Annotated in this window: 21 protein-coding genes and 3 tRNA genes; 19 read left to right on the forward strand and 5 right to left on the reverse strand. The window is 50.8% G+C overall.

The genetic code is table 11. The features are described 5' to 3' along the window. Window positions 1-209: 209 nt before the first annotated feature. The 11 genes from M8Q36_RS15740 to sdiA all read left to right on the forward strand — a co-directional run bounded on the left by M8Q36_RS15740 (window position 210) and on the right by sdiA (window position 10,678). Entirely contained in the window at window positions 210-1,364 is a 1,155-nt protein-coding gene (locus M8Q36_RS15740; RefSeq protein WP_249881508.1) for a DegT/DnrJ/EryC1/StrS family aminotransferase, read from the forward strand. After that, window positions 1,361-2,533: an ATP-grasp domain-containing protein gene (locus M8Q36_RS15745; protein WP_249881509.1), complete on the forward strand. Its 1,173-nt coding sequence runs from the start codon at window positions 1,361-1,363 to the stop codon at window positions 2,531-2,533. Before M8Q36_RS15740 ends, M8Q36_RS15745 begins: the two co-directional genes overlap by 4 nt. A 10-nt stretch (window positions 2,534-2,543) precedes the next feature. After that, window positions 2,544-3,653 carry a Gfo/Idh/MocA family protein gene (locus M8Q36_RS15750; protein ID WP_249881510.1) on the forward strand — a complete coding sequence of 370 codons (1,110 nt, stop codon included), beginning with the start codon at window positions 2,544-2,546 and terminating at the stop codon, window positions 3,651-3,653. A gap of 40 nt (window positions 3,654-3,693) precedes the next feature. Then, on the forward strand, window positions 3,694-4,818 hold the full coding sequence (locus M8Q36_RS15755) for an FkbM family methyltransferase (protein WP_249881511.1): 1,125 nt from the start codon (window positions 3,694-3,696) through the stop codon (window positions 4,816-4,818). A gap of 99 nt (window positions 4,819-4,917) precedes the next feature. After that, window positions 4,918-5,637, forward strand: coding sequence for an RNA polymerase sigma factor FliA (locus M8Q36_RS15760; RefSeq protein WP_007371523.1), 720 nt, complete (start codon window positions 4,918-4,920; stop codon window positions 5,635-5,637). A 62-nt stretch (window positions 5,638-5,699) separates the two neighbouring features. Next, window positions 5,700-6,251: a flagella biosynthesis regulatory protein FliZ gene (gene fliZ / locus M8Q36_RS15765; protein WP_017458347.1), complete on the forward strand. Its 552-nt coding sequence runs from the start codon at window positions 5,700-5,702 to the stop codon at window positions 6,249-6,251. An 83-nt stretch (window positions 6,252-6,334) separates the two neighbouring features. Continuing rightward, window positions 6,335-7,135 carry a cystine ABC transporter substrate-binding protein gene (gene tcyJ, locus M8Q36_RS15770; protein ID WP_017458346.1) on the forward strand — a complete coding sequence of 267 codons (801 nt, stop codon included), beginning with the start codon at window positions 6,335-6,337 and terminating at the stop codon, window positions 7,133-7,135. A 109-nt stretch (window positions 7,136-7,244) separates the two neighbouring features. Continuing rightward, complete coding sequence (gene dcyD, locus M8Q36_RS15775) at window positions 7,245-8,231, forward strand: D-cysteine desulfhydrase (RefSeq protein WP_249881512.1); 987 nt, start codon at window positions 7,245-7,247, stop codon at window positions 8,229-8,231. Window positions 8,232-8,252: 21 nt separating this feature from the next. Then, complete coding sequence (tcyL, locus tag M8Q36_RS15780; protein ID WP_020454172.1) at window positions 8,253-8,921, forward strand: cystine ABC transporter permease; 669 nt, start codon at window positions 8,253-8,255, stop codon at window positions 8,919-8,921. Next, the gene (gene tcyN, locus M8Q36_RS15785) at window positions 8,918-9,670 is read left to right on the forward strand and encodes an L-cystine ABC transporter ATP-binding protein TcyN (RefSeq protein ID WP_249881513.1); all 753 of its coding nucleotides are present in this window, start codon (window positions 8,918-8,920) and stop codon (window positions 9,668-9,670) included. Before tcyL ends, tcyN begins: the two co-directional genes overlap by 4 nt. A 285-nt stretch (window positions 9,671-9,955) precedes the next feature. Then, the gene (gene sdiA / locus M8Q36_RS15790) at window positions 9,956-10,678 is read left to right on the forward strand and encodes a quorum-sensing transcriptional regulator SdiA (protein WP_020454170.1); all 723 of its coding nucleotides are present in this window, start codon (window positions 9,956-9,958) and stop codon (window positions 10,676-10,678) included. Window positions 10,679-10,745: 67 nt separating this feature from the next. On the opposite strand, the gene M8Q36_RS15795 is transcribed toward sdiA, so the two are convergent. Both M8Q36_RS15795 and M8Q36_RS25605 read right to left on the reverse strand, forming a co-directional pair. Beyond that, a complete protein-coding gene (locus tag M8Q36_RS15795) occupies window positions 10,746-10,970 on the reverse strand; it encodes a DUF2594 family protein (protein ID WP_175274209.1) in 225 nt (74 codons plus the stop codon). Beyond that, a complete protein-coding gene (locus tag M8Q36_RS25605) occupies window positions 10,967-11,077 on the reverse strand; it encodes a hypothetical protein (protein WP_435367363.1) in 111 nt (36 codons plus the stop codon). The genes M8Q36_RS15795 and M8Q36_RS25605 overlap by 4 nt, the downstream gene beginning before the upstream one ends. A 358-nt stretch (window positions 11,078-11,435) precedes the next feature. On the opposite strand from M8Q36_RS25605, the gene uvrY reads away from it, so the two are divergent. From uvrY to M8Q36_RS15825, 6 genes are all read left to right on the forward strand, one after another. Further along, a complete protein-coding gene (gene uvrY, locus M8Q36_RS15800) occupies window positions 11,436-12,092 on the forward strand; it encodes a UvrY/SirA/GacA family response regulator transcription factor (RefSeq protein ID WP_017458339.1) in 657 nt (218 codons plus the stop codon). After that, window positions 12,089-13,921, forward strand: a complete 1,833-nt coding sequence (gene uvrC, locus M8Q36_RS15805; RefSeq protein ID WP_249881514.1) for an excinuclease ABC subunit UvrC — start codon at window positions 12,089-12,091, stop codon at window positions 13,919-13,921. Before uvrY ends, uvrC begins: the two co-directional genes overlap by 4 nt. 56 nt (window positions 13,922-13,977) lie before the next feature. Further along, window positions 13,978-14,526, forward strand: coding sequence for a CDP-diacylglycerol--glycerol-3-phosphate 3-phosphatidyltransferase (gene pgsA / locus M8Q36_RS15810; RefSeq protein WP_017458337.1), 549 nt, complete (start codon window positions 13,978-13,980; stop codon window positions 14,524-14,526). 149 nt (window positions 14,527-14,675) lie between these two features. Further along, window positions 14,676-14,751 (forward strand) — tRNA-Gly (locus tag M8Q36_RS15815). A 54-nt stretch (window positions 14,752-14,805) separates the two neighbouring features. Beyond that, window positions 14,806-14,879: transfer RNA gene (locus tag M8Q36_RS15820), tRNA-Cys, on the forward strand. A gap of 13 nt (window positions 14,880-14,892) precedes the next feature. Further along, a tRNA-Leu gene (locus M8Q36_RS15825) sits at window positions 14,893-14,979 on the forward strand. A gap of 414 nt (window positions 14,980-15,393) precedes the next feature. On the opposite strand, the gene tyrP is transcribed toward M8Q36_RS15825, so the two are convergent. Continuing rightward, on the reverse strand, window positions 15,394-16,605 hold the full coding sequence (gene tyrP, locus M8Q36_RS15830) for a tyrosine transporter TyrP (protein ID WP_249881515.1): 1,212 nt from the start codon (window positions 16,603-16,605) through the stop codon (window positions 15,394-15,396). Between the two features lie 240 nt (window positions 16,606-16,845). On the opposite strand from tyrP, the gene M8Q36_RS15835 reads away from it, so the two are divergent. Next, a complete protein-coding gene (locus M8Q36_RS15835) occupies window positions 16,846-17,187 on the forward strand; it encodes a PM0253 family protein (protein ID WP_249881516.1) in 342 nt (113 codons plus the stop codon). Window positions 17,188-17,253: 66 nt separating this feature from the next. Further along, complete coding sequence (locus M8Q36_RS15840; RefSeq protein WP_249881517.1) at window positions 17,254-17,493, forward strand: YecH family metal-binding protein; 240 nt, start codon at window positions 17,254-17,256, stop codon at window positions 17,491-17,493. A 39-nt stretch (window positions 17,494-17,532) separates the two neighbouring features. On the opposite strand, the gene ftnA is transcribed toward M8Q36_RS15840, so the two are convergent. Then, window positions 17,533-18,030 (reverse strand): non-heme ferritin, encoded by a 498-nt coding sequence (ftnA, locus tag M8Q36_RS15845; RefSeq protein ID WP_017458333.1) that lies wholly within the window; start codon window positions 18,028-18,030, stop codon window positions 17,533-17,535. A 206-nt stretch (window positions 18,031-18,236) separates the two neighbouring features. After that, window positions 18,237-18,569 (reverse strand): YecR family lipoprotein, encoded by a 333-nt coding sequence (gene yecR, locus M8Q36_RS15850; RefSeq protein ID WP_044489679.1) that lies wholly within the window; start codon window positions 18,567-18,569, stop codon window positions 18,237-18,239. Window positions 18,570-18,630: the final 61 nt, after the last annotated feature.

Here is an 18,630-nt window from a genome sequence, read left to right on the forward strand (position 1 = left end):
GATGAAACCCGGTGATGTGACATTACCGGGTTTTTCGCTGAAGAGCTGATTAAGCAAGCCCTGCCATTTTTCCACCACCTGCGCAGACCCCGCCAGTTTACCTTTAGCACTGAGGGGAAAAGCATAACAAAATGCCCCCTGTTTCACCGATAGCTCGCCAGGCGCGTCGTTATGATGAACAGATAATTCCTACGCGCGCAGGTTTGTCTATGGACAATAATATCTTTGTAACCAGCCCTCTTTTGCCACCGCTGGAAGAGTTTATTCCTTACCTTGAGAAGATCTGGAACAACCGGATCCTCACGAATGGCGGTGTTTTCCATCAGGAACTTGAAGAGGCGCTGGCAAGTTACCTGGGCGTGAAACATGTCTGCTTGTTCGCAAACGGCACGCTGGCGCTGCTCACCGCACTGCAGGCGCTCCGCGTTACCGGCGAGGTCATCACCACGCCTTACTCCTTTGTTGCCACCTCCCATACCCTGTTATGGAATGGCCTGACGCCGGTTTTCGCCGACATCGATCCGCAAACTTACAATATCAATCCTGAACGTGTCGAAGAGCTGATCACTCCGCAGACTACGGCGATTATGCCGGTTCACTGCTACGGCATTCCCTGTGATGTGGACAAAATCCAGCAGGTCGCGGATATCTACGGCCTGAAAGTGATTTATGACGCGGCGCACGCGTTTGGCGTGAAGAAAAATGGCGTCAGTATTTTGAATCACGGGGATTTGTCGGTGCTTAGCTTCCACGCAACGAAAGTGTTTAACACCTTCGAAGGCGGCGCGATTATTTGCCACGATGCGCGTACCAAGCAGCGCATTGATTATTTGAAAAACTTCGGTTTTGCCGGGGAAACGCGCGTTGTCGCCCCTGGTATCAACGCCAAAATGAACGAAGTTGAAGCGGCGTTCGGCTTGTTGCAGCTTAAACATATCGATCAGGCACTGGCCGATCGCCAGGCGCTTTACCAGCATTATGTGGAATTACTGCAGGGAATCGACGGCGTTCGTCTGCTGGATGTACCTGCTGATGTGACCTGGAACCATGCCTACTTCCCGATTTTGATTGAACCGGAATTCGGTATCGATCGCGACTCGCTTTATGACGTGCTGAAAAATGCCGGTATTTTAACGCGGCGCTATTTCTACCCGCTGATTAGCTCCTTCAGTATGTATCGTGGGCTTGCTTCCTCGCAGAAAGAGAACTTGCCGTGCGCAAATGTTATCGCTGACAAAGTGCTGTGCTTGCCGATTTATCCGGGGCTGGCGCGCGAAGATCAACAGCGTATCACTGACATCATTCGTGGTGTCGCCGCAACCGCAACACCCGCTGCGGCGGTTATTTCTCTGGAGGGGGCATGACAGCCACGCGCACGGCGATGATCCTCGATGCAGGATTTGCCTCACTGCCTTTACAACGGGCGATCAAAACGGCGGGCTTTACCACGCTGGTGTGCAGCGGTAAGCCGCACGATGCGGGAATGAAATCTGCCGATATTGCCAAAGTCCAGAATTATGCCGATTGCGATGCGGTGTTAGCGATTGCCCGCGAACACAATATTGCGGCCATTACGCCTGGCGTTACTGATGTCTCGTACCTGACGGGAAGCCGCGTTGCCGCCGAACTGGGGTTGCCTGGTTTTGACACGCCGGATGTCAGCGACACGCTTTTTCTTAAAGATCGCTTCCGCGCCTGGGCAGAGCAGCAGGGTTATCCGATCCCGCGTGCGGTAAGACGTGCTGAAGAAGCGCGTCATCTCCCGTTTCCGTTGCTGGTAAAACCGATTGATGCTTATAGCGGCATCGGGATTACGCTGGTGCAGCAGGCCGCAGAACTTGACGATGCGGTGGCAAAAGCTCGTAGCGCTTCGCAAAACGGCGAGTGCGTGATTGAAACCTTTTGCCAGGGCGCGCTGTACAGCCACTCCGCGTTTATCCGTGGCGGGGAGATTGTCTGCGAATTTTTCGTCGATGAGTTCTGCACCGTTTATCCCTGGCAGGTCAACAGCAGCAGCTTGAGCCTTTCCCTGACGGAAAGCATGCGTGATCGCGTCAGTGAATGTATGCAAACCCTGGTGCGCCAGCTGCAACTGGTCGACGGTTTGCTGCACACCCAGTTTATCGCCAATGACGATGATTTCTGGCTTATCGAACTTACCCGGCGCTGCCCGGGCGATCTCTATTCCCGTTTAATTGAGCTTTCAACCGGCGTTGATTATTCCAGCGAGTTTGTCGCCCCGTTCCTCGGTTGCCAGCAAGCTACCGCGTTTTCAGCGCGGCGACCTGCGCACCTTCGCGCCATTGCACGGCACACTATTTCCAGCGATGTCGATACCCATTTTACCGGCTACCTTTTTGCGCCGCTGGCAGCACGCATTATCGAAACTATTCCGCTGAAATTGCCAGGCGATCGGCTGGAGCCCGCGCCGCGTGACAGGGCAGGGTTGGTATTCGCCGAATTTGATGATGTTGCTGAACTGGCGCGTCTGACGCCGCAGCTTAAAAACTATTTTTCCTTTAAAACGACGTAAGGACCGGATTATGGCTAAGCCCTTATCCCTGGCATTTATCGGCGGCGGCCTTAATTCCGCCATCGGTATGACCCATAAAATCGCCAGCCAGATGGATGGACATTTCCAGTTATCCGCCGGCTGTTTCAGCCGGGATGACGCACTTAATCGGCAAACCGGCATGGCCTGGGGGCTTGATGAGCGCAAGATTTACCAGGATGCGTTGACACTGCTTGAGAAAGAGCACGCGCATCTTGATGCGGTGGTGGTGCTAACGCCCACGCCCGCGCACCGCGAAATTCTGATGGCATGTCTGGAATATCCGCTGCCGATCATTTGCGAAAAAGCCTTAGTGGCGAGCGTCAAGGACGCTGAAGATATTCAGCAGCGCGTTGACGAGGTGAATAGCCAGCTCTACGTGACGTTCAACTATACCGGTTATCCGATGGTGCGCGAATTACGCCAGCGTTTGCAAAGCGGCGCGCTGGGCCGAATTCAGCACGTGATGGTTGAGATGCCGCAAGAGGGTTTCAGCCGCTGTCGCAGCGACGGTAGCATCGCATTGCCGCAGACCTGGCGACGCACAGATAATGCGATCCCGACGGTATCGCTGGATCTTGGCGTACATGTCCATCAACTGGTGGAGTTCCTCACTGAGAAACATGCGCTGGATGTCTATGCCGTTAACAGTACCTTTGCCCGTGTGCCGGGCGTTGTGGACACGGTGAATATCGTCTCACGTTATAGCGATGATGTGGTGTGCAACTACTGGTATGGCAAGGCAGCGCTGGGTTATCGCAACGGTTTGCGGATCAGGGTGTACGGCACAGAAGGCAGCGCGGAATGGCTGCAAATGGAGCCCGAGTATTTACGTATTGCGGATATTCACGGCAACGTCAGCATTATTGACCGCACGGCGAGTGACAACACGGTGGCGAACCAGGAGCGGTACTGCCGTTTTAAAGCAGGCCATCCCGCCGGGTTTATTGAAGCCTTTGCGAACTATTACTGTGATATCGCAGCAGCATTACGCGGCGAAGCGAATAGTTATGCTATTGGCTCGCAGGTGGCTTTGAAAGGATTAGCTTTCCTTGAAAGCGCCAACAAAAGCGCATTAGCGCAACAAAAAATCATACTGTGATAGCCACTTATTGTGTACTGAATGAGTCTCTGAGGTAGATATGTCTATTCTTGAAAAAATTAGCGAGTCCAGAAACCATTTTCTCGATACGATCGACGAAATGCAGAAGAATGGTCGTCCGTTGGTATTATGCGGTGCCGGTTATTTAGGGCAAAAAACGTGGGAATTTTTGACCAGCCAGAATGTGAAGGTTGATTATGTTGCGGTCAATGAGAAATATTTTACCGAAGGTTCAACCTTTTACGGCTACGATATCGTCAATTTAGACCAGTTGACCCGACAAGAAGGCACCTATAATTACATTCTGGCCATCCAGTATGTGAGCGCTGAATTAGAAGCGATGCTCGCAAACAACGCCGAAAGCATATTGATCTTCGACCACTCTTTTATTGGTGTAAATACGGACACGCTTTATACCGCCGAATTTTGCCAGGAAAATGAAGCCGTTTTGACGGAGTTTTATAACTCTTTAGGCGATGAACGCTCAAAAGAAACGCTGGTGGCGTTTATTAACCAACGTATTTGTGCGCGCAGCTTGTATTACGGTAAATATTTCGATCCTAACCACTATCTGGCAGAAGACCTGGTGCGTTTACAGGATAACGAAGTGTATGTCGATTGCGGCGCTTACGATGGCGACAGCGTGGTAGCATTCCTGAAAGCTGCGCAGAAGCAGGGCGTGAAGAAACCGGCAAAAATCCTTGCTTTTGAACCGGAAGCGAAAAACTTCGCTTTATTACAGCGTGCCGATATTGGCGATGTAGAACTGAAAGCCATCAATAAAGGTGTCTGGTCGGAAAATACCACATTACGCTTTGATTCCGGAATGGATACCTCGTCTCGTTTAAGCGAAGGGGAAGGCAACACTTCCATCGATGTGGTCAGCATCGATAATGCCCTCGAAGGCACGAATTACGCTACATTTATTAAAATGGATATTGAGGGGGCGGAACTGGAAGCGCTAAAAGGTGCGCAACATACCATTCGTGCATCTTTGCCTGTTTTGACTATTAGCTTGTATCACAAGCCGGAAGATTTGCTGACGATCCCGCAATACATTCGTGAACTGTCGGATAATTATCGTTTTTATTTGCGCGGGCATCATCCGGCGTTGGCTTTTGAGCTGGTGTTATATGCATTACCGGCCGGGAGAACGGTTCAATAAAGTCAAATAACCCCCATTTCACCCACTATTCATCCGATTAAAACCACTCCAGAATCGGATAATCGTGCCGATAACTCAATTAACGCAGGGCTGTTTATCGTGAATTCACTCTATACCGCTGAAGGTGTAATGGATAAACACTCGCTGTGGCAGCGTTATGTACCTCTTGTGCGTCACGAAGCATTGCGCCTGCAGGTGCGTTTGCCGGCGAGTGTGGAACTGGACGACCTGCTACAGGCGGGCGGTATCGGTTTACTGAATGCAGTAGACCGATATGACGCTCTGCAAGGAACGGCATTTACCACTTACGCAGTACAGCGTATTCGTGGGGCGATGCTGGACGAATTGCGCAGCCGCGATTGGGTGCCGCGCAGCGTTCGGCGTAATGCCCGCGAAGTGGCGCAGGCAATGGGGCAACTTGAGCAAGAACTGGGACGTAACGCGACGGAAACCGAAGTGTCGCAGCGTCTTGGAATTCCTGTAGAGGAATACCGTCAGATGCTGCTCGATACCAATAACAGCCAGCTTTTCTCCTATGATGAATGGCGGGAAGAGCATGGCGACAGTATCGAGCTGGTCACTGACGATCATCAACAGGAAAACCCGTTATTCCAGTTAATGGAAAGTAATTTACGTCACCGGGTCATGGAAGCGATTGAGTCGCTGCCGGAACGTGAACAACTTGTCCTGACACTGTACTACCAGGAAGAACTCAATCTGAAAGAGATTGGCGCCGTTCTGGAAGTCGGGGAATCGCGAGTCAGCCAGCTCCATAGCCAGGCCATTAAGCGCTTACGTACCAAGCTGGGTAAGTTATAGGTCGGTGATTCTGCATCACTCCTGGTAAATGCTGTACAACGCATTGACAACCAGGAGTTATCATGACGGTGCAGCAACCTAAAAGACGGCCTCTAAGCCGCTACCTTAAAGACTTTAAACACAGCCAGACGCATTGCGCACACTGCCACAAGCTGCTTGATCGCATCACACTGGTACGCCGGGGCGAGATCGTGAATAAAATCGCGATTTCGCGTCTGGATATGCTGTTGGATGAAGCGGCCTGGCAACAAGAGCAGAAAGAGTGGGTCGCACTCTGTCGTTTTTGCGGCGATCTGCACTGCAAAGAGCAGAGCGATTTCTTCGATATCATCGGTTTTAAACAATATCTCTTCGAACAAACCGAAATGAGCCACGGTACGGTGCGCGAGTATGTCGTGCGTTTGCGCCGCCTCGGCAACCATCTCACTGAACTGAATATTTCCCGACAACTGCTTGAAGAAGGGTTCCTCGACGAAAATCTGGAACCGTGGTTACCTGCGACCAGCACCAATAATTATCGGATTGCCTTGCGCAAATATGCGCAGTTTAAAACCCAGATGCGTTTTGCTTCCGTGCAAAAAATCGCTGTAGGTGCAACATCTGATTTATATTAAAAAGGAATAAGATGTAGCCGAGTTGTGCTTGTACTTAGCGTCAGGCACCTTACACTACAGCCAATTTCTTTATCGGGGTAACTATGAAACTAGCACTTTTGGGACGTCAGGCGCTGATGGGTGTGATGGCCGTCGCGCTGGTAGCAGGGATGAGCGTGAAAACATTCGCGGCGGAAAACCTGCTCAATAAAGTCAAAGAGCGTGGCACGCTGTTGGTGGGTCTGGAAGGCACGTATCCGCCGTTTAGTTTCCAGGGCGACGACGGCAAGCTTACTGGTTTTGAAGTGGAGTTCGCCGAAGCGTTGGCGCAGCATCTTGGTGTAAAAGCATCCCTGAAACCCACCAAATGGGACGGCATGCTGGCATCGCTGGATTCTAAACGCATCGACGTGGTGATTAATCAGGTCACCATCTCCGATGAGCGCAAGAAAAAGTATGATTTCTCCACGCCCTATACCGTTTCCGGCATCCAGGCGCTGGTGAAAAAAGGAAACGAAGCGGGGATCAAATCCGCGGCGGATCTGAAAGGTAAGAAAGTGGGCGTGGGTCTTGGCACTAACTATGAAGAATGGTTGCGTAAGAACGTGCAGGGCGTGGATATTCGCACCTATGATGATGACCCGACTAAATATCAGGATTTACGCGTTGGTCGTATTGACGCCATCCTGGTCGATCGTCTGGCCGCGCTGGATCTGGTGAAGAAAACCAAAGATACGCTGGCGGTAGCGGGGGATGCGTTCTCGCGTCAGGAATCCGGCGTTGCGCTGCGTAAAGGTAATGACGATTTGCTGAAAGCTATCGACGCAGCCATTGCCGAGATGCAAAAAGACGGCACCATGAAAACGCTGTCGGAAAAATGGTTTGGCGCGGATGTGACGAAGTAATCGTTACCCGCTAAAAAAAGGCGCTTAATCAAGCGCCTTTTTTATTTCATCGACTTTAGTGTGCATAATAAAAAGCAGTTGCTAACGTTACCCGGTCTTCGGAGGTTTTATGCCCTTGCACAATGTGACCCGCTTTCCGCGCCTGGAGTTGATTGGCGCACCCACGCCGCTGGAATATTTACCACGGCTTTCCGATTACCTGGGACGCGAAATTTTTATTAAACGCGATGATGTCACGCCGGTGGCGATGGGCGGCAATAAGCTGCGTAAACTCGAGTTTCTGGCGGCAGATGCGCTGCGTGAGGGCGCTGATACGCTGATTACCGCCGGGGCGATCCAGTCCAATCACGTGCGTCAGACGGCGGCGGTAGCGGCCAAATTAGGTCTGCACTGCGTGGCGCTACTGGAAAACCCGATTGGCACCACCGCTGAAAACTACCTGACTAACGGCAACCGCTTGCTGCTGGATCTGTTCAATGCGCAGATTGAAATGTGCGATGCGTTGACGGATCCCACTGCGCAACTGGAGGAACTGGCGACGCGCGTAGAAGCGCAGGGTTTTCACCCTTATGTGATCCCGGTTGGCGGCTCCAACGCGTTAGGTGCCATGGGGTATGTGGAAAGCGCGCTGGAAATTGCCCAGCAATGTGAAGGTGCGGTTGGCCTTTCGTCGGTAGTGGTCGCTTCCGGCAGTGCCGGTACGCATGCCGGGCTGGCGGTCGGGCTTGAGCAACTGATGCCGGATGTGGAACTGATTGGCGTGACGGTTTCGCGTAGCGTTGCGGATCAAAAACCGAAAGTGGTGACGCTGCAACAGGCTATCGCGCGGGAACTCGACTTGCAGGCCAACGCCGATATTCTGTTGTGGGATGATTACTTCGCGCCAGGCTACGGCACGCCAAATGATGAAGGAATGGAAGCGGTGAAATTGCTGGCCCGCCTGGAAGGCATTTTGCTCGATCCGGTTTATACCGGCAAAGCGATGGCCGGATTACTGGATGGCATTGAGCAGAATCGCTTTAAAGATAACGGGCCAATTTTGTTTATCCATACGGGCGGCGCACCGGCGCTGTTTGCCTATCACCCCCATATTTAATTCCCAGGCAGAGCAAACATAATGCAAGAGAGTCTACAACTGGTTATCGACTCCGCGCCTTACCTGTTAAAGGGCGCGGTATTTACACTGCAACTCAGTATTGGCGGGATGTTTTTTGGTTTACTGCTGGGCTTTCTGCTGGCGCTTATGCGCATGTCGTCGTTCTTACCTGTGCGCTGGCTGGCGCGTTTTTACATTTCGATTTTTCGCGGTACGCCGCTTATCGCCCAGTTATTTATGATCTACTACGGTCTGCCGCAGTTTGGTATTGAGCTGGATCCTATTCCGTCGGCGATGATTGGTCTGTCACTTAATACGGCGGCCTACGCAGCGGAGACGCTGCGCGCGGCGATTTCGTCTATCGATAAAGGGCAGTGGGAAGCGGCGGCCAGTATAGGCATGACGCCGTGGCAAACGCTGCGTCGCGCGATTCTGCCGCAGGCCGCGCGTGTCGCGCTGCCACCGTTGAGCAACAGTTTTATTAGCCTGGTGAAAGATACGTCACTGGCAGCCACTATCCAGGTGCCGGAACTGTTCCGTCAGGCGCAGTTAATCACCTCCCGTACGCTGGAAGTGTTCACTATGTACCTTGCGGCGTCGCTGATTTACTGGGTAATGGCGACGGTGCTTTCTTCGCTGCAAAACTATTTCGAAAACCAGCTTAATCGTCAGGAGCGTGATCCGAAATGAGTGCTATCGACGTGAAAAATCTGGTGAAAAAATTCCACGGCCAGACGGTGTTGCACGGTATCGATCTGGAGGTGCAGCAGGGCGAAGTGGTGGCAATTATTGGCCCGAGCGGCTCCGGTAAAACCACCTTGTTGCGCAGCATTAACCTGCTTGAACAGCCGGAGAACGGCACTATTCGCGTGGGTGATATCACCATTGATACCGCGCGTTCTCTGAGCCAGCAGAAAAGTGCTATCCGCCAGTTACGCCAGCATGTCGGGTTTGTCTTTCAGAACTTCAATCTGTTCCCGCACCGGACAGTGCTGGAGAACATTATTGAAGGGCCGGTGATCGTGAAAGGCGAGCCCAAAGACGAGGCGGTCGCGCGGGCGCGCGAACTGCTGGTAAAAGTGGGGCTGAGCGGCAAAGAGAATAGCTACCCACGTCGCTTGTCGGGTGGGCAGCAGCAGCGTGTGGCGATAGCCCGCGCGCTGGCGATGCGTCCGGATGTGATCCTTTTCGACGAGCCGACATCCGCGCTCGATCCTGAGCTGGTGGGAGAAGTGCTTAATGCCATTCGCCAGCTGGCGCAGGAAAAGCGCACAATGGTGATTGTCACGCATGAGATGAGCTTTGCACGTGACGTGGCGGACAGGGCAATATTTATGGATCAGGGGCGCATTGTGGAACAAGGACCCGCGAAAGCGTTGTTTGCTGACCCGCAACAACCGCGTACGCGCCAGTTTCTGGAAAAATTCCTCATGCAGTAATGCCTTCGCGGTTCAGCACCCATTGCGGCTGAATCGCGTTAATTTTACTTAAGTTAAAGTTCATTGGTTTTATTACATACAAATTTTGCAGGGATATTTCCCGACTTTATGCTGTGTGCCTGAAACATCAGCCAGTTATTCCCTCCTGAAGATGCCGTTAACGCTGGCGTTAAACGCAACTTATTTCCAGATGTATCGATATTTTATATTTATAATTAAGTTTTATGTGTTAGCTTATTGTATACAAAATAATGATTATTAAAACCAGGGGTATTACCGGTCGGTATGCAGGATACAGAATTCTTTACCTGGCGTCGTGACATGATGTCGCGGTTCCAGGAGATGACAACATCCCAGGATGTTTATTCCGAATTACAGCGGCAGACACAGCTGCTGGAATTTGATTATTTTTCGCTTTGCGTTCGTCACCCGGTGCCTTTTACCCGGCCGAAGTTGAGCGTTGAAACCTCTTATCCGCAAGCGTGGATGCAGCATTATCAGGCAGAGAATTACTTTGCTATTGACCCGGTGCTGAAGGCTGAAAACTTCATTCAGGGACATCTTCCCTGGAATGACAAACTCTTTCGCGATGCCACGGTATTGTGGGATGCAGCCCGGGATCATGGATTGCGCAAAGGTATTTCGCAGTGTCTGATGTTGCCCAATCATGCGATGGGGTTTTTGTCCGTGTCGCGCACCAGCCTGTTTGGCAAAATGATGTCGGATGATGAAATTGAATTGCGCCTGCAGACGCTGGTGCAGTTAAGCCTGCTGGCATTAACGCGTCTGGAAGATCAGATGGTGCTGGCGCCTGAAATGAAATTCAGCAAGCGTGAACGTGAAATTCTCAAGTGGACGGCGGAAGGTAAAACATCGGCAGAGATCGCGATGATTTTATCCATCTCCGAAAACACCGTTAATTTTCATCAAAAAAATATGCAGAAGAAATTTAATGCGCCGAACAAAACACAGATCGCATGCTACGCAGCGGCGACAGGGATGATTTAATTATCCCTTATGTTTTGCCCGGCAAAGATAGCTAGCTGACAACGTTATTTTGGCAGCTGGTTATTATTTACTGGCGATAGGCTTGTTTAATTTGCTTAACAGTACCGGAAAATACCGCCGCCTGAGCGTCGTCTTCCATTTGTTCGATTTGCTTTTCCATTTTAAGGATAACGCGTCCGGCGTCTGCCTGGCCCATGGCCTGCAGCATCAGCGTAATCATTGATTTCAGGCAGGAGACTTCCAGCGCCAGTTCCTTTGCATCATCAGCAGTGGAAAAATCAGGTGTGCTCAATTTATTTTCCTCGTTACGGTGTCGCGCACCTGCGCGACGAACACTGTCAAAGCGGCGGAGTATACCATAATGCTGGCAAAAGAAAGCAGTGGTTGTTTTTTGATCATTGTTTTCAGTTTATTAAATTAAACCTGACGGTAATAAGCCGTGCTGTTTTTAATTATCGAAGAATATATGTTTAAGCAAGGTTTAGAGGCAGTTAATTGTTGTTACATGCGAAGCGTGCTAATAGTCATATCTGCAAACACAATTTTTAGTAACTTTTTGAAAAACGGCGCTAAAAATTTTTTAGCGCTGCGTTTGAAAAGATCGCTAAACTTTCCACACGCTGTATAACTTAATTTCCAAAAACGCGAACAAAATCGAAAGTTACTGGTTTTTTAACCTTTCACTGTTAGATGAAAAAAAGTTAATATACGTTGAATTAGGCTTTTGTCGCGTTATCCCTATTCCGGAGATACTCCATTGATCAACGTACTACTTGTTGATGACCATGAACTGGTGCGCGCAGGGATACGACGCATTCTTGAAGACATTAAGGGCATAAAAGTTATCGGCGAGGTCAACTGTGGGGAAGATGCCATTAAATGGTGTCGGGCCAATACGGTTGATGTCGTCCTGATGGATATGAATATGCCCGGTATCGGCGGCCTCGAAGCGACGCGGAAAATCGCGCGTGGTAGTGCTGATACCAAAGTGATTATGCTTACAGTCCACACTGAAAACCCACTGCCCGCGAAAGTGATGCAGGCGGGCGCAGCAGGATATCTCAGCAAAGGCGCCGCGCCGCAGGAAATGGTGAACGCTATCCGCTCGGTGCAGTCTGGTCAGCGCTATATCGCTTCCGACATTGCTCAGCAAATGGCGCTTAGCCAAATCGAACCCGAAAAAACGGACTCGCCGTTCGACAGTTTGTCTGAACGTGAATTGCAGATTATGCTGATGATCACCAAAGGCCAGAAGGTCAATGAGATCTCAGAACAGCTACATCTGAGCCCAAAAACGGTGAATAGCTACCGCTACAGGATGTTCAGCAAATTGAACATTCACGGCGACGTCGAACTGACGCACCTCGCTATTCGCCACGGGTTGTGCAATGCGGAGACGTTAATAAGTCAGTGACTGAAGTTTTTGATTCGAAAGCATTTCTCAAAACGGTTACCAGTAAACCCGGCGTCTATCGTATGTATGATGCCGGTGGCACTGTTATCTATGTCGGTAAAGCGAAAGACCTGAAAAAGCGGCTTTCCAGCTATTTTCGCAGCAACCTTGCCTCGCGCAAAACGGAAGCGCTGGTTGCACAGATCCAGCAGATTGATGTCACCGTTACCCATACGGAAACCGAAGCGCTGTTGCTTGAGCATAACTACATCAAGCTCTACCAGCCCCGGTATAACGTGCTGCTGCGTGACGATAAATCCTACCCGTTTATTTTTCTTAGCGGTGATACGCATCCTCGTCTTTCTATGCATCGCGGCGCTAAGCATGCGAAAGGTGAGTACTTCGGGCCTTTTCCGAACGGCTATGCCGTGCGCGAGACGCTGGCGCTACTGCAGAAAATTTTCCCTGTTCGCCAGTGTGAGAACAGCGTTTATCGCAACCGCTCACGCCCCTGCCTGCAATACCAGATTGGCCGCTGCCTTGGGCCGTGTGTCGCCGGGTTGGTCAGCGAAGAGGAGTATGCGCAACAGGTTGACTATGTGCGCCTCTTTCTTGCCGGTAAAGATGATCAGGTACTGACTCAGCTTATCGCTCGCATGGAAAAAGCCAGTCAGGCGCTGGAGTTTGAAGAAGCGGCGCGTGTCCGCGACCAAATTCAGGCCGTACGCCGCGTGACGGAAAAACAGTTTGTTTCTAATACTGGCGACGATTTGGACGTTATCGGCGTGGCTTTCGATGCCGGAATGGCCTGTGTGCATGTGCTGTTTATCCGTCAGGGAAAAGTGCTTGGCAGTCGCAGCTATTTCCCGAAAGTGCCGGGTGGCACCGAGCTTGGCGAAGTAGTGGAAACCTTTGTTGGTCAGTTCTACTTGCAGGGTAGCCAGATGCGTACCTTGCCGGGTGAAATTTTGCTCGATTTCAACTTGAGCGATAAAACGCTGCTGAGCGACTCGCTGTCCGAACTCGCTGGCCGGCGGGTGAATGTGCAAACCAAACCGCGCGGTGACCGTGCGCGTTACCTTAAGCTGGCGCGTACCAACGCCGCCACGGCGCTGGCAACCAAACTCTCTCAGCAAGCGACTGTTCACCAGCGGCTTGCTGCGCTGGCCAGCGTGCTGGAGTTGCCGGAAGTGAAACGCATGGAGTGTTTCGATATCAGCCACACGATGGGTGAACAAACCGTGGCCTCATGCGTCGTGTTTGATGCCAATGGGCCGTTGCGGGCGGAGTATCGACGCTACAACATCAGTGGCATCACGCCGGGTGATGATTACGCGGCGATGAATCAGGTGCTGCGTCGCCGTTACGGTAAAGCGATTGAAGAGAGCAAAATCCCTGATGTGATCCTCATCGATGGCGGTAAAGGGCAGTTAGGGCAGGCGAAAGCTGTTTTTGCCGAACTGGATGTGGCGTGGGATAAAAATAAACCTTTGCTGCTGGGTGTGGCGAAAGGGGCCGATCGTAAAGCGGGTCTGGAAACGTTGTTCTTCGAGCCGGAAGGGGAGGGTTTTAGTCTGCCGCCTGACTCGCCAGCGTTGCACGTTATCCAGCATATTCGCGATGAGTCGCACGATCACGCGATCAGCGGACACCGCAAAAAACGCGCAAAGGTGAAAAACACAAGTTCACTGGAAACCATTGAAGGTGTCGGACCGAAGCGACGTCAGATGTTGTTAAAATATATGGGCGGTTTACAAGGTTTACTCAATGCCAGTATTGATGAAATCTCAAAAGTACCGGGGATCTCGCAAGGACTGGCAGAAAAGATCTACTACTCGTTGAAACATTAAGGGCTCTGTAGCACCATAGAGCGAATATTTACGGACAACAGACAGTTAACGCCACTATGCGATTTAATATCCCTACGTTGCTCACCCTATTTCGCGTCATCCTGATCCCGTTTTTCGTGCTGGCGTTTTATCTTCCCTTTCCGTGGGCGCCGTTTGTTTGTGCGCTGATTTTCTGTTGTGCTGCGGTAACCGACTGGTTTGACGGTTTTCTGGCGCGTCGCTGGAATCAAAGTACCCGTTTCGGTGCTTTCCTCGATCCTGTTGCTGACAAAGTGCTGGTCGCGATTGCGATGGTGCTGGTCGCAGAACACTATCACAGCTGGTGGGTGACGCTGCCTGCCGCAACGATGATCGCGCGTGAGATCATTATTTCTGCGTTGCGTGAATGGATGGCGGAAATGGGCAAGCGCAGTCGTGTGGCCGTTTCGTGGATTGGTAAGGTCAAAACCACGTCGCAGATGGTAGCCCTGGTATGGCTCCTCTGGCGTCCGAATATCTGGGTTGAATATGCCGGCATTGCGCTGTTTTTCGTTGCCGCAGTGTTAACGCTGTGGTCAATGCTGCAATACCTCAACGCTGCGCGTGGCGATCTGCTTGAACCGTGATCGTTTCGTCGCAATTTTCAGCAAACGATCCGGGTTTTGAAAAATATCGTTGACTCAGTGCGTCAGGTAAGTAGAATGCAACGCATCGGAAGGCAGCGTAGCTCGCCAGATGATTGTAAAATCAAGAGATTACAACAAATCTTGATAATGCGGGAATAGCTCAGTTGGTAGAGCACGACCTTGCCAAGGTCGGGGTCGCGAGTTCGAGTCTCGTTTCCCGCTCCAGTTTAACGCATCGGCTATATTAGCGGGTGCGGGTTGAAAAACCTGTAGTATTCAGGCGCGTTAGCAAAGCGGTTATGTAGCGGATTGCAAATCCGTCTAGTCCGGTTCGACTCCGGAACGCGCCTCCAATTTCCTTCCCGAGCCCGGATGGTGGAATCGGTAGACACAAGGGATTTAAAATCCCTCGGCGTTCGCGCTGTGCGGGTTCAAGTCCCGCTCCGGGTACCATGGGAAAACAAGAATAAAATCAATGATAAGCAGTGTCGTGAAACCGCCCTTAAAGGCGGTTTTTTTATGCCTGCTTTCCTCTTTTGCCAAACTTTCGCCATTCGGTTTCGCCATATCAAGAGGGCACTACTGCCCTATAAATCACCGAACCTACTGAAATCGTGCGCTTGGATCTCGCCATTGGTTATACGTTTTTATGTCCTGAAATTTCCTTCTTTCATTTCACGTTCCCTGCATGGCGGTGTCATAACTCATGCATTTGCTGACGCGTGTAAGCTTACCTGTGCTTGCGCGCTGGCAATCATCTGCCTGGAACGTTGTAGAGAGCGAACAAAATGCTGACCCCTTAACGAAGGGAAGAGCGGTGTGAGCATGTACATTGAACATGCCAGCACTCACACCTGATGGCGGTGATTAACCGACTTCCGGGAGCAACCCGGCGACGATAGAGAACTGAATAACAATAATCGCGATACCGCAGGCAAAAATCAGACACAGTGCCGGTTTGCCGCCGAGCACGCGATAACCGCTTTGCGGATGATGCTTGCGGCTTTGCCATGCCAGCGTTGAAGGCAATAACAGCGCCAGCACGGAAAGTGCAACACCGGCATAGCCCAACGCCATTACAAAGCCACGCGGATAAAACAGTGCAAACGCCAGCGGTGGCAGAAACGTGATAGCACCTGTCTGTAAACGCCCTGCGACAGTGTTGCGACGTTGGAACAAATCGGCAAGGTAATCAAACAGACCGAGCGATACCCCAAGGAAAGAGGTTGCAAGCGCCAGGTCGGCAAACAGATGTACCGCTAACTCAACATGTGGCGACGCCACCACTTCGCGTAATGCCTGCAACAGACCGTTAAGCCCGGCCTGGCTGGCCAGCAGCCCGATAAAGGTCGAAGAATCAATACTGCCAAGCGTTGCCAGTTGCCAGAAAATATAGGCCACCAGCGGGATGGCGCTGCCGGTGATAAACACCCCGCGCAGTTTACGAATATTTCCGCCCATATAACTGACGATGCTTGGCACGCTGCCGTGAAAACCAAACGAGGTAAAAATGACCGGAATGGCAGACAGCGCCAGACCTTTTTCCAGCGGCATGGTCAGCAAATTAGCCTTATGGATATGCGGCATTAGCAGCGCCAGCATCACTACCAGGAACAAGAGCTTGGCGCTGAACAGAAAACGGTTAAACAGGTCGACCAGGGAGGTTCCTGCGCACACTACGCCACCGGCAACGAGAGTGAACAGCAACACGCCGGCAATGGGCGAAAGCGACAAGTTAAGCCACGCACTGATGCTTGCTGCCAGCAATTCGCCTGCGCCGCTAATATATGCCGCCGTCAGCGCATACATCAAAAACATCATGCTAAAGCCTGTCACCCACTGGCCATATTTCCCCAGATAACGCCGGGCCAGTGATCCAAGCCCGGTATCTGCCGGAACATGCTGATAAACCTCCAGCAGAAGAAGGGCGGTGTAACACATCATTGCCCATAAGGCGAAAAGTAAAACTAAAGTGGTCGCAAAACCTACGCCTGCCGCTGCCAGCGGCATTGCCAGCATTCCCGCGCCGATGGTTGTTCCGGCGACGATAAAAACACTACCCAGTGTTCGATTCTTCACGCTTTCCTCTGTAATAAAACACACTGCCAGCTCAAGATGCGGCGCAGAGTAAGATAATTCAGTGATTTCGTCAAACAACCGTTACATACACTGTATTTATTTCTTTACGAGGAGGGTTCGTGGGGCATCTGCACAGAAAAATTGCCGGATTTGCCTACTTTATCAGAAGGATGTTTTTAAGGGACAATCCGGCGTAACTTAAAAAATATTATAAATTTTCAAAAATATTGCGGGCTGGCAATGCCGGGTACTAATCCCTTTACAGCACGATGGTCGCGCAGCGGCAACCTGCTTTGTCACGGTCACTGGGAAATTAGTTGGCAAGGGGCAGAGATAACATTGCCAGAGCCTCGACAGGAAAAGGATATGGGGACGTGGGCAATCTATTCGATCATTGACCCGGATGATGAAACCTTCGCTCAGGGCTTGCCGGAAGATGAGTGGATTATTGACAACGTCGACTGGCTGACCGATCTGTTTTACGCAAACGGCATCCCGCTGGAAACGGTAAATTATCGCTACTTTTACCATGCCGTGAATAAGCACGACTGGCGTTGTACAAGCTGTGCCGGATGCATGTAAACCTGTTTTAGCGCAACACCCGCTTGAAATGTTGAGTTTATAATGCATCTTTTTCGGGGAGGATCTATGACATCCATTCACGGCCATGAAGTGTTGAATATGATGATTGAAACAGGCGAGCGCTACTCAAACGAGAGTCTGACGGCGGCAATTATTCATCGGTTTGGCGAAGCGACGCGTTTTCATACCTGCTCAGCGGAAGGAATGATGGCGGCTGAACTGGTCGCATTTCTGGCATCACGCGGAAAGTTTATTCCGGCGGAAGAGGGTTTTTCTACTCACGAAAGTAAAATCTGCAGGCATTAATAAAAAGGCGGTAAAGAATTTTCTTTACCGCCCGTAATATTAGTTTTGTGTGTCCAGCGTCGCCAGTTCTTTATCGATGAAATAGAGACCTTCGCCGCTTTTACCTGCCAGTGTTAGTTTATCAATCACTGATTTAAACAGTTTTTCTTCTTCATGTTGTTCCGCCACATACCATTGCAGGAAATTAAATGTTGGATAATCCTGAGTGGTCATCGCGACATGAGCCAGTTCGTTAATTTTCTGCGTGATCAGTTGTTCATGTTCGTACGTTGCGCGGAACAGAACGTCGAGCGAAGCATAATCAGCCACCGGCGATTCAATGGTATTAATACGTGGCAGGCTGCCGGTGTCAGTCAGATAATCAAACAGGCGTTGCATATGCGTCATCTCTTCCTGCGCATGGCGGCGCAGGAACGCGGCCGCACCTTCAAAACTATGGTAGCTGCACCAGGCGCTCATCTGCTGATAAAGCAGGGAAGAAAACAGTTCCAGATTCATTTGTTCATTTAATTTTTCGATCATCTCTGCTTTTAACATGGCGCGGCTCCATAAATATAATTATCAGGCGTAAGGAGCGCTCACTATAATTTGTTATTTAATTATTTGCAAAAGGTAAAATAAAAAATAAATGTTTTAAGAAGAGAATGAGAATAACACGCATTGGCGAAAATTAATTAAATAAATGAGAATTGTTTTTATTTTTAATAAAAAATAAGCCAGTAGAATTATACTGGCTTAAGAATTTACCAGGTCGGTTTGGTTTGTGTAAACGCCACGCCACGGCACTGGTATTGAATGGTCACTTTCGTATTCATACAGACCGACCCGCTAATCAGGCTGCAGGTTTGCACTGGCTGACCGTAAGGTACCGCGGTAGCATAACCCATCTGCTGGCACTGTTTATTAGCAGTCCCCTGCGCGGTATAGGTGTCGTATTTTGCAGTTTGCATCATCGACTGGTTATAGCTCAGGCGTACCAGACCGCTAATGGTATCCACGCTACTGACTTCCGCTTCTTTCGTCATCGTGCATCCCGCGAGCAGGAGCAGCGAGGCGGCTACAACTATTCTCTTCATGAAATCACTCTGTTTCATTTTGGCATGATCTCATCTTATCGCGTTGATTTGCAGGCAATCG

Origin of the sequence: Kosakonia sp. R1.Fl, assembly GCF_023516815.1 — a bacterium.
GTDB lineage: Bacteria > Pseudomonadota > Gammaproteobacteria > Enterobacterales > Enterobacteriaceae > Kosakonia.

Bases quoted from the DNA above. Each gene is read 5' to 3' on its own strand.
- M8Q36_RS15740 (WP_249881508.1), top strand. From the start codon at position 210: ATGGACAATAATATCTTTGTAACCAGCCCTCTTTTGCCACCGCTGGAA.
- M8Q36_RS15745 (WP_249881509.1), top strand. From the start codon at position 1,361: ATGACAGCCACGCGCACGGCGATGATCCTCGATGCAGGATTTGCCTCA.
- M8Q36_RS15750 (WP_249881510.1), top strand. From the start codon at position 2,544: ATGGCTAAGCCCTTATCCCTGGCATTTATCGGCGGCGGCCTTAATTCC.
- M8Q36_RS15755 (WP_249881511.1), top strand. From the start codon at position 3,694: ATGTCTATTCTTGAAAAAATTAGCGAGTCCAGAAACCATTTTCTCGAT.
- fliZ (WP_017458347.1), top strand. From the start codon at position 5,700: ATGACGGTGCAGCAACCTAAAAGACGGCCTCTAAGCCGCTACCTTAAA.
- tcyJ (WP_017458346.1), top strand. From the start codon at position 6,335: ATGAAACTAGCACTTTTGGGACGTCAGGCGCTGATGGGTGTGATGGCC.
- dcyD (WP_249881512.1), top strand. From the start codon at position 7,245: ATGCCCTTGCACAATGTGACCCGCTTTCCGCGCCTGGAGTTGATTGGC.
- tcyL (WP_020454172.1), top strand. From the start codon at position 8,253: ATGCAAGAGAGTCTACAACTGGTTATCGACTCCGCGCCTTACCTGTTA.
- tcyN (WP_249881513.1), top strand. From the start codon at position 8,918: ATGAGTGCTATCGACGTGAAAAATCTGGTGAAAAAATTCCACGGCCAG.
- sdiA (WP_020454170.1), top strand. From the start codon at position 9,956: ATGCAGGATACAGAATTCTTTACCTGGCGTCGTGACATGATGTCGCGG.
- M8Q36_RS25605 (WP_435367363.1), bottom strand. From the start codon at position 11,077: ATGATCAAAAAACAACCACTGCTTTCTTTTGCCAGCATTATGGTATAC.
- pgsA (WP_017458337.1), top strand. From the start codon at position 13,978: ATGCGATTTAATATCCCTACGTTGCTCACCCTATTTCGCGTCATCCTG.
- M8Q36_RS15835 (WP_249881516.1), top strand. From the start codon at position 16,846: ATGCCGGGTACTAATCCCTTTACAGCACGATGGTCGCGCAGCGGCAAC.
- M8Q36_RS15840 (WP_249881517.1), top strand. From the start codon at position 17,254: ATGACATCCATTCACGGCCATGAAGTGTTGAATATGATGATTGAAACA.
- ftnA (WP_017458333.1), bottom strand. From the start codon at position 18,030: ATGTTAAAAGCAGAGATGATCGAAAAATTAAATGAACAAATGAATCTG.
- yecR (WP_044489679.1), bottom strand. From the start codon at position 18,569: ATGAAGAGAATAGTTGTAGCCGCCTCGCTGCTCCTGCTCGCGGGATGC.